7 protein-coding genes are annotated in these 8,510 nt (G+C 75.5%); all 7 read right to left on the bottom strand.

Going from position 1 to position 8,510, the window contains the following annotated elements; genetic code table 11:
• Positions 1-534, bottom strand: a 534-nt coding sequence (locus Q4D18_RS09990) for an NUDIX domain-containing protein (RefSeq protein WP_303127926.1), incomplete at its 3' end; no start/stop codon positions are given.
• Positions 527-2,263 carry a CTP synthase gene (locus Q4D18_RS09985; protein WP_303127924.1) on the bottom strand — a complete coding sequence of 579 codons (1,737 nt, stop codon included), beginning with the start codon at positions 2,261-2,263 and terminating at the stop codon, positions 527-529. The genes Q4D18_RS09990 and Q4D18_RS09985, both read right to left, overlap by 8 nt.
• 59 nt (positions 2,264-2,322) lie before the next feature.
• Positions 2,323-4,068, bottom strand: coding sequence for a DNA repair protein RecN (gene recN / locus Q4D18_RS09980; RefSeq protein WP_303127921.1), 1,746 nt, complete (start codon positions 4,066-4,068; stop codon positions 2,323-2,325).
• The gene (locus tag Q4D18_RS09975; RefSeq protein WP_303127918.1) at positions 4,065-5,159 is read right to left on the bottom strand and encodes an NAD kinase; all 1,095 of its coding nucleotides are present in this window, start codon (positions 5,157-5,159) and stop codon (positions 4,065-4,067) included. The genes recN and Q4D18_RS09975 overlap by 4 nt, the downstream gene beginning before the upstream one ends.
• Before the next feature lie 94 nt (positions 5,160-5,253).
• On the bottom strand, positions 5,254-6,081 hold the full coding sequence (locus Q4D18_RS09970; RefSeq protein ID WP_303127915.1) for a TlyA family RNA methyltransferase: 828 nt from the start codon (positions 6,079-6,081) through the stop codon (positions 5,254-5,256).
• Positions 6,074-6,916: an HAD-IIA family hydrolase gene (locus Q4D18_RS09965; protein WP_303127913.1), complete on the bottom strand. Its 843-nt coding sequence runs from the start codon at positions 6,914-6,916 to the stop codon at positions 6,074-6,076. Before Q4D18_RS09965 ends, Q4D18_RS09970 begins: the two co-directional genes overlap by 8 nt.
• Positions 6,913-7,977 carry a hypothetical protein gene (locus Q4D18_RS09960; RefSeq protein WP_303127910.1) on the bottom strand — a complete coding sequence of 355 codons (1,065 nt, stop codon included), beginning with the start codon at positions 7,975-7,977 and terminating at the stop codon, positions 6,913-6,915. The genes Q4D18_RS09965 and Q4D18_RS09960 overlap by 4 nt, the downstream gene beginning before the upstream one ends.
• Between the last annotated feature and the right edge of the window lie 533 nt (positions 7,978-8,510).

Below are 8,510 nucleotides of genomic sequence, written 5' to 3'. Positions count from 1 at the left end.
GACCCACGCCAGCGGCATGGCCGCCTCCTCGCCCGTGCGCACGTGGCGCTCCGCCTCGGGGACCGCGCTCACCTGACGGGCGAGGAACACGCGGATCGCCTCGGTGGACCCGCCCGGGGTGGTGAAGAAGTCGACCAGCGTGTGCCACTCGGCGGCCACGAGGTCCGCCTCCTCGTGCAGCTCGCGCCGGGCGGTCTCGTGGAGGGGCTCGCCGTCCACGTCCCGCAGGCCGGCGGGGACCTCCCACAGCTCCATCCCCACGGGGTGCCGGTACTGGCGGACGAGCGCGACCTCGTCCCGGGGGCCCAGCGTGGTCAGCTGCGTGCGGAGCGCGAGCACCGCCACGGCGCCGGGGTGCACCATGAGCTCTCGCGTGAGCGGCTCCTGGCCCTTGTCTTGGGGGTCCAGGCGGAACGTCTCCCGGGCCACGTCCCACACCCGGCCCTCGAAGACCGTCCTGGCCTTCTTGACCTTCCGGGGCCGGTGCAGGTCCCGCAGCGGGGAGCGGCCCTCCCGGGCCGACGCCTCAGCCACGGGAGGCCTGCCCGTGCTCGACGCCGCCGGCCGCCTCGGCCTGCTCCGCCCGGTCAGCGCCGCGGACCGCGAGCGCGGCCCCGATCAGGCCGGCGAACAACGGGTGGGCCTGCGTGGGGCGCGACTTGAACTCGGGGTGGGCCTGCGTGGCCACGTAGTACGGGTGGACGTCCCGGGGCAGCTCCACGAACTCGACGAGGGTCCCGTCCGGGGAGGTCCCGGAGATCACCAGTCCGGCGGCCTCGAGGTCCGCGCGGACGTCGTTGGCGACCTCGTAGCGGTGGCGGTGGCGCTCGGTGACCTCGGTGGTCCCGTAGGCCTCGGCGGTCACGGAGCCGGGGGCGAGCACGGCAGGGTAGGAGCCCAGGCGCATGGTGCCGCCCAGGTCGCCCTCCCCGGAGACGATGTCCCGCTGCTCGGCCATGGTGGCGACCACCGGGTGCGCCGTGTCCGGGTCGAACTCGGTGGAGTGCGCGTCGGCCCAGCCGAGGACGTTGCGGGCGTACTCGATGACCATGGACTGCATGCCCAGGCACAGGCCGAGCGTCGGGATCCCGTGCTCGCGGGCGTGGCGCAGCGCGCCCACCTTCCCGTCCACGCCGCGCACGCCGAACCCGCCGGGCACGCAGACCGCGTCCACGCCGGCCAGGGCCCGGGCGGCGCCCTCGGGGGTCTCGCAGTCGTCGGAGGCCACCCAGCGCAGCGTCACCTTCGCGCGGTGGGCGAAGCCGCCGGCACGCAGGGCCTCGGTGACGGAGAGGTAGGCGTCCGGCAGGTCGATGTACTTGCCCACCAGCGCCACCTCGACCTCGTGGCGGGGATGGTGCACGGCCTCGGTGACGACGTCCCAGCGGGACCAGTCGACGTCGTTGAACTTCAGACCCAGGGCCTGCACGGCGTACGCGTCGAGGCGCTGGGCGTGGATGACGCGGGGGATGTCGTAGATCGAGGGCGCGTCGGCGCAGTTGACCACGGCGTCCTCGTCCACGTCGCACATCCGGGCGATCTTGGACCGCACGTCCTGGGGGACCTCGCGGTCGGAGCGGATGACGATCGCGTCCGGCTGGATGCCGATCGAGCGCAGCGTGGCCACCGAGTGCTGGGTGGGCTTGGTCTTCAGCTCGTGCGAGGGTCCGATGTACGGGACCAGGGACACGTGCAGGAAGAAGACGTTGTCCCGGCCGATGTCCTGGCGCACCTGCCGCGCGGCCTCGAGGAACGGCTGGGACTCGATGTCGCCGACGGTGCCGCCGATCTCGGTGATGATCACGTCCGGGGTCGGCTGTCCCTCCGCCGGGGTGGCGGGCAGCCGCATGCGCCGGCCGATCTCGTCCGTGATGTGCGGGATGACCTGGACGGTGTCCCCGAGGTACTCGCCGCGGCGCTCCCGGGCGATCACGGAGGAGTACACCTGGCCGGTGGTCACGTTGTTGACGCCGTCGAGGTCTTCGTCGAGGAACCGCTCGTAGTGGCCGATGTCCAGGTCCGTCTCGGCGCCGTCCTCGGTGACGAAGACCTCCCCGTGCTGGAACGGGTTCATCGTCCCGGGGTCCACGTTGAGGTAGGGGTCGAGCTTCTGCATCACCACGCGCAGGCCGCGGGCCCGCAGGAGGTGGCCGAGGGAGGAGGCCGTGAGCCCCTTGCCGAGGGAGGAGGCGACGCCGCCCGTCACGAAGATCTGACGGGTGGCCGTGCCGGAGGACTTGAGTCGAGAGTCGCGTTGCACCACGGAGTTCGATCGTACACACGTGCCCGCGGATCCCGCGCGCGTCGCGGGGACCGCAGCGTTCAGGCCCGTGCGGTGCGGGAGGCCTGCAGCAGCTCGCGGGCGTGGGCGCGGGCGGCCTTGGAGTCGCCGTGGCCGGCGAGCATGCGGGCCAGCTCCTCGACCCGCTCCTTGGCGCTGAGGGTGACGACGTCGGAGGTGGTCACCCCGGCCTCGGGGTCGGAGTTCTTCTCCACCCGCTGGTGCCGGTCCGCATGGGGGGCCACCGGGGGCTGGTGGGACCCGGCGATCCCGTGGCGGGGGCGGGCCAGCCGGGCCTGGGGGGCGCCGTTGCTCAGGGCCGCCTCGCCGCCCACGCCCGCGTCCACCTCGTCGAAGACGAAGGTCGGCACCGGGTCCGTCTCCGCGAGCACCACCTCGAGCGCCAGCATGACGCGGGAGAGCTCGCCGCCGGAGGCACCCCGGCCCAGGGGGCGCGGCTCGGCCCCGGCGTGCGGCCGCAGGGCGAGGGCGACCTCCTCGGCGCCGTGCGGCCCGAGCGCGCCGTCGACGGCGGGGGTCAGCGTGACGTGGAAGGAGGCGTCCGGCATGAACAGGGCGTGCAGCTCGGCGGTCACGGCGGCCTCGAGCCGCTGCGCCGCATCCGTGCGCAGCGCGGTCAGCTCCGCGGCGCGCTCCCGGCGGGTCCCCTCGAGCCGGACCAGATCGGCCTCGAGCTCCTCAACGCGCCCGGAGTCGCCCTGCAGCTCCTCGAGCCGCGGCCGCTGGGTCTGGGCCCACGCCACGACGTCGGTCAGCTCGGGCCCGTAGAGACGCTGCAGACGGGTCAGCTCGGCCAGGCGGGACTGTGCCGCGTCGAGGTCGCCGGCGGCGTCGGCGTCGAGGTCCGCCCCGTACCGGGCGAGGTCGGCGGCGATGTCGTTGAGGACCACGGCCGCCTCGGCGAGGCGGGCGGCGGCGGCCTCGAGGTCCTCGTCGCGGCCGGGCGCGGCCAGCACGGCGGCCCGGGCGGACTCCACCAGGGTGACCGCGCCGGGCGTGTCGTCGCCGGCCTCCAGGTCCGGACCGGCGAGCAGCGCATGCGCCCCGCCGGCGGCCGCCCGCAGCTCCTCCACGTCCTCGAGACGACGGATGCGGGTGCGCAGCTCCTCGTCCTCGCCGGCGTGCGGATCCGCCTCGTCGATCTCCTCGAGCCCGCGCTGCAGGGCCTCGGCCTCACGGGCGCGCTCCTGCTGGCGCTCCACGAGCATGTCCCGCTCGCGCCGGGCGCGCGTGTACGCCTCGTGCTCCTCCCGGTAGGCCTGCAGGGCAGCCTGCAGGCCGGGGCCGCCGAACGCGTCGAGGGCGTGCCGCTGGGCCGCGGGGCTCTGCAGGCGCACCTGGTCGTTCTGCCCGTGCACGGTCACCAGGGCCGTGCCGACCTCGGAGAGCACGCCCACGGGGACGGCACGGCCCCCGACACCGGCCCGCGAGCGGGTCCCCTCCCCCGCGGCGGTCACGGAGCGGCTCAGCAGCAGGTCGCGCGCGCCGGCCCCGTCCGCCTTGTCGACGACGGCGCCGGCCTCCTCGGCCAGGGCCACCGCCCGGTGCCCGGCGGGCAGACGGACGCCGGCGTCCACGGACGCCCGGCGGGCGCCGCGGCGGACCACGCCGGCGTCGGCGCGCCGGCCCAGCAGCAGGCCGAGGGCGGTGACCACCATGGTCTTGCCCGCGCCGGTCTCACCGGTGACCACGGTGAAGCCCGGGTCAAGGTCCACGGTGGCCTCGCCGATCACGCCGAGGCCGGAGATCTGCAGGTACTCGATCATGAGGTCCGGTCCCCTCCCCGGCCGTCGCGGCGGCGGTAGCGCTCGAGGTCCTCGGGGGTGAGCACGGGCAGCGACGCCGTGGGCGGGGGCACCACGTCCGGGCGGGGGCCGGCGTGCCGCGGCTCCACCGTCTCCACCTCGGCCACGGCCTCCCGGGCCCGGACTTCCTCGTCCGTCACGGGGCCGCGCCAGCCCTCGGTGGGCAGACGGAACTTGCGCACCAGGCGGTCGGCGAACGGGATGGGGCTCAGGCGGGCCAGGCGGACCGGCTCGGAGGAACGGGTCACCTCGACGCGCGCGTTGGGCGGCAGGTCGACCGTGCGGCGCCCGTCGCACCACAGCACGCCGGTCTCCCGCGTGCGGGTCATGACGTCCACGGCGATCGTGGAGTGCGGCCCCACCACGAGGGGGCGGGCGAACAGGGCATGGGCGCTGATCGGGACGAACAGCAGGGCCTCCACGCCGGGCCACACGACGGGCCCGCCGGCGGAGAACGCGTAGGCGGTGGAGCCGGTGGGGGTGCCGAGCACCACCCCGTCGCAGCCGAAGGCGGTGAGCGGCGAGTCGTCCACGGAGACCACGACCTCGAGCATGCGCTCCCGGTTGGACTTCTCCACGGAGGCCTCGTTGAGCGCCCACGTGCGGGCCGCCTCGCGGCCGTCCACCCGCACGACGACGTCGAGGGCCATCCGCTCGATGACCACATAGGCCTCGTCCGCGATCGCCTTGACGGTGCGGTGCAGGTCCGTGCGCTCGGACTCGGCGAGGAACCCGACGTGCCCGAGGTTGACGGCCAGCAGCGGGATGCCGTGGCCGCGCACGAGGTCGGCCGCGCGCAGCACGGAGCCGTCCCCGCCGAGGACGAGGCCGAGGCTGACGTCGGAGAGCTCGCAGTCCTCGCCGAGCGAGAGGGGCCGGACGCCGGGCTGCTCCCCCACGGCGGCGCGCACGGCCGCGACGTCCGCGGCGGGCATGACGCTGTCCAGACCCTCCTCGTCCAGGATGCGGATGGCCTGGAGGGCGGCCTGGATCGCGTCCTGCCGCCCCGTGTGGGCGAGCACGAGCACGCGGCGTGCGGGGGTCTCGGACATGGTTCCTTCCGCGGTGGGGTGGGCTCCCGTGACGGGACCTCCCCCAGGATAGCGACGGCCCGGACACGACAGCGGCGTGATCCCCCGCCCGGGGTCAGGCCCAGTCGACGCCGGCGCCCGCCACCAGGTCGGCGGAGCGGGTCCCGGCGTCGGGAGCCCCGTCGGCCGGCGGTGCCGCCCCGGCCTGCGGGGCGCGCAGGTGCAGGAAGAACTCGACGTTGCCGTCCTGGCCCGGCAGCCCGGAGCGGGCCAGGCCCGCCACCTCGAGGCCCGTCTCGAGCGCGGCCTGCGCCACCCCCGCCACGGCCGCGGCCCGGTCCTGCGGGTCCGTCACGACGCCGGTGCGCGGCAGGGCGGACCGGCCCACCTCGAACTGGGGCTTGACCATGAGCAGCAGGTCCGCGCCCGGGCGGCACGCGGCGGCCAGGGGTGCCAGCACCAGGCGCAGGGAGATGAAGGAGAGGTCCGAGACGACCAGGTCCACGGGGCCCTCGACGTCCTGGGCCGTGAGCCCACGGACGTTCAGGCCCTCGCGCACGAGCACGCGGGGGTCCTCCCGGATCCGCGGGTCCAGCTGGTCATGGCCGACGTCCACCGCGGCCACGTGCTCGGCGCCCCGCTCGAGCAGCACCTGGGTGAACCCGCCGGTCGAGGCGCCGGCGTCGAGGGCCCGCCGCCCGGCCACGGGCACGGGGAACGCCTCGAGGGCGCTCACCAGCTTGTGGGCGGCGCGGGACACGTAGCGCGGGCCGGCGTCGGCGAGCTCGAGACGGGCCCCGTCGGGGACGGCCTGCGAGGGGCGTCGCACGGGGATCCCGTCCAGCAGGACGGCGCCGGCCTTCACCAGTGCCGCCCCCTCGGTGCGGGAGCGGGCCAGGCCGCGGGCCGCCAGCGCGACGTCGGCCCGCACGCCCTCAGCCACGGGCACCGCCCGCCCGTTCCGGGGCCTCGGCGAGCAGGGCGGTCAAGTCCTCGACGATCCAGTCCGGCCGGTCCTGGGCCGGGGCCTGCTCGGCACTGCGGCGGGTGTCGACCCCGGTCAGCACCAGCACGGCGTCCATGCCCGCCGCGTTCGCCCCGCGGATGTCGGTGTCGAGCCGGTCGCCGACCATCAGCGGGCTGGCCAGACCCAGCTGGGCCGCGGCCAGGTGGAAGAGGTGCGGCTCAGGCTTGCCGGCCGCGACCGGCGTCGTGCCCGTGGCGTGGCCGACGGCGGCCGCGAGTGCACCGTTGCCGGGGGCGACGCCCTCGGCGCGCGGGATGGACAGGTCGAGGTTGGTCGCCACCCAGATCGCGCCCGCGTTCACCGCGTACGCCGCCTCGGCGAGCTGGGACCAGCCGATGCCCGGGTCGAAGCCCTGCAGGACGGCGTCCGGGGCGTCGGCGGCCGAGGAGACGACGGTGTGGCCGCGCTCGGCGAGGAGGTCGCGCAGGTATGCGGAGCCCACCACCAGCACACGGCCGGTGGACCGGCCCAGCCGTTCCTGCAGCGTCTCCTCGAGCAGTGCCGCCCCGGCGGGGGCGGACCCGAAGACCTCCTGCGGATCGGCCTGGACGCCCAGGTCGCGGAGGTGCCCGGCGACGGCCTCCGGGGGCCGGGACGCGTTGTTCGTCACGAAGCCCACCGGCACCCCGCGATCACGCAGGGCGGCGAGGGCCTCCACCGCCCCTGGGAGGGGACCCGCGCCGGCGTAGACCACGCCGTCCAGGTCGCAGAGCAGGCCGTCGTGCCCGCCGAAGAACGTCGGACGGCTCACCGCTCCTCCCGACGGCGCTCCGCATCCGCCACGTCCGCGTCGGCCATGCCGTCGAAGAGGGACATCTGGTTCGGGTCCTCTTCGGGATCCGCCTCGGGGGACCGGCCCTCCGCCGTCCCCGAGTCCGGGGCGGCGTCCGACGCAGGCTCCCGCGGGGTGTCGGCCGCGTCGGCCCGCGACGGGGTCGGGGCATCCGCAGCGGGCGTTTCCGGCGTCGCAGACGTCTCCGTCTCCGGCTCCGCAGCGGGCTGCACGTTGTCAGGGGCGCCGGCGGTCCCATGGTCGTGTCGAGGGGCCGGACTCCGATCCCGCGCGGCCCGCGGACGAGGGGCCTCGTCCTCCGGCTCGACCTCGACGTCCACGATCTCCGGCTCCGCGAAGCCGCCGATGCCGAGCGCGCGCTCGACCACCCGGACGGACCGGCGCCAGCGGGCCGCCTCGTCCTCCCGGCCCAGGGCCGACAGGACGTCGGCCTGGCGCTGGAAGAGACGGGGAGAGAACGGATATCCGCGACGGCGATCCAGCTCCGGGATCTGCAGGGCCTCATGGGCCCCGGCCAGGTCCCCCATGTCCTCGCGGACGCCGGAGACCACCATGACGAGCTCCACCCGGGCCGTGCGGTCCAGACGCTCCTGATCCACCTCCGCCGCCAGCTGCAGTGCCTTCTCCGGACGCCCCAGCGCACGCTCGCAGTCCACCTGCGCCGCGATGTGGGTGTCGTCGCCGGTCATCCGCCGGTAGGTGCGGAACTCACGCAGCGCGTCCTGGTACTCCCCCGCCGCGTAGGCGGTGAGGGCCACGGCCTCCCGCACACGCGCCAGCCGACCGCCCTTCCGGGAGGCCGCCAGAGCATGCTGGAAGGCGAGGCCGGGATCCTCGTCGAGGTAGCGCCCGGCCATCACCAGGTGCTTGGCCACCCAGGTGCCCGGGCGCTCGTCCAGGCCACCGATCTCCTTCAGGGTGCCGCGGTCCAGCTCCTTGCCGGTGACGTCGGCATCGATGTCCGGGGAGCGTTCCTGATCGGCGCGGTTGGCCGCCCGCAGGTCAGCCGGGTTGTGCACGGGGCGCTCCCGCTCCGTGCGCTCGGGGCGATCGCCACGCGGCGCGGAGTGGGGGCGGCCACGATGGGTCGGCCGCTCTCCCTGCCGCGCACGTCCGCCGGAGTCTCCTCGCCGCTGCCCCCGAGCCTCTCCGTCCCGCCGCGCCGGACGCCCCTGGCGGTCCGTGCTGCGGCCGCCGCGCTCACGGGACTCGGCAGCGTCGCCGGTCTGCCCGCGACGAGGGGTGTCCCCCGCTCGGCACTCGCCACCTCGCGGGTCGCCACGTCGGGAACCGTCCCGACGGGCGCCGCCGGCGCCGAAGGACTTCCGCGGCCCCCCGCGTCGATCGTCGCGACGGTCTCGAGAAGAGTCCTCTGCCATGGTGTCCTTCCATCGGGAACGGGGTGCAATGGCCTGCAGCTGCAGAGAGCAGTGCACCGGGGATGCGCGGTTCAGCCTACCGGGCGGTGGGCCGGGGTCGGCTGAGACCCGAAAGGGGCCTGTAAACGCGGGGAGGCCCCACACCAAACGGTGTGGGGCCTCAACCCTCAAAA

The sequence above is a fragment of the Micrococcus sp. genome, assembly GCF_030523875.1.
Classification (GTDB): domain Bacteria; phylum Actinomycetota; class Actinomycetes; order Actinomycetales; family Micrococcaceae; genus Micrococcus.
This window is presented reverse-complemented; position numbering and strand designations above follow the sequence as displayed.

Coding starts and splice junctions, on each gene's coding strand:
- recN (WP_303127921.1), bottom strand. CDS start 4,068: ATGATCGAGTACCTGCAGATCTCCGGCCTCGGCGTGATCGGCGAGGCC.
- Q4D18_RS09975 (WP_303127918.1), bottom strand. CDS start 5,159: ATGTCCGAGACCCCCGCACGCCGCGTGCTCGTGCTCGCCCACACGGGG.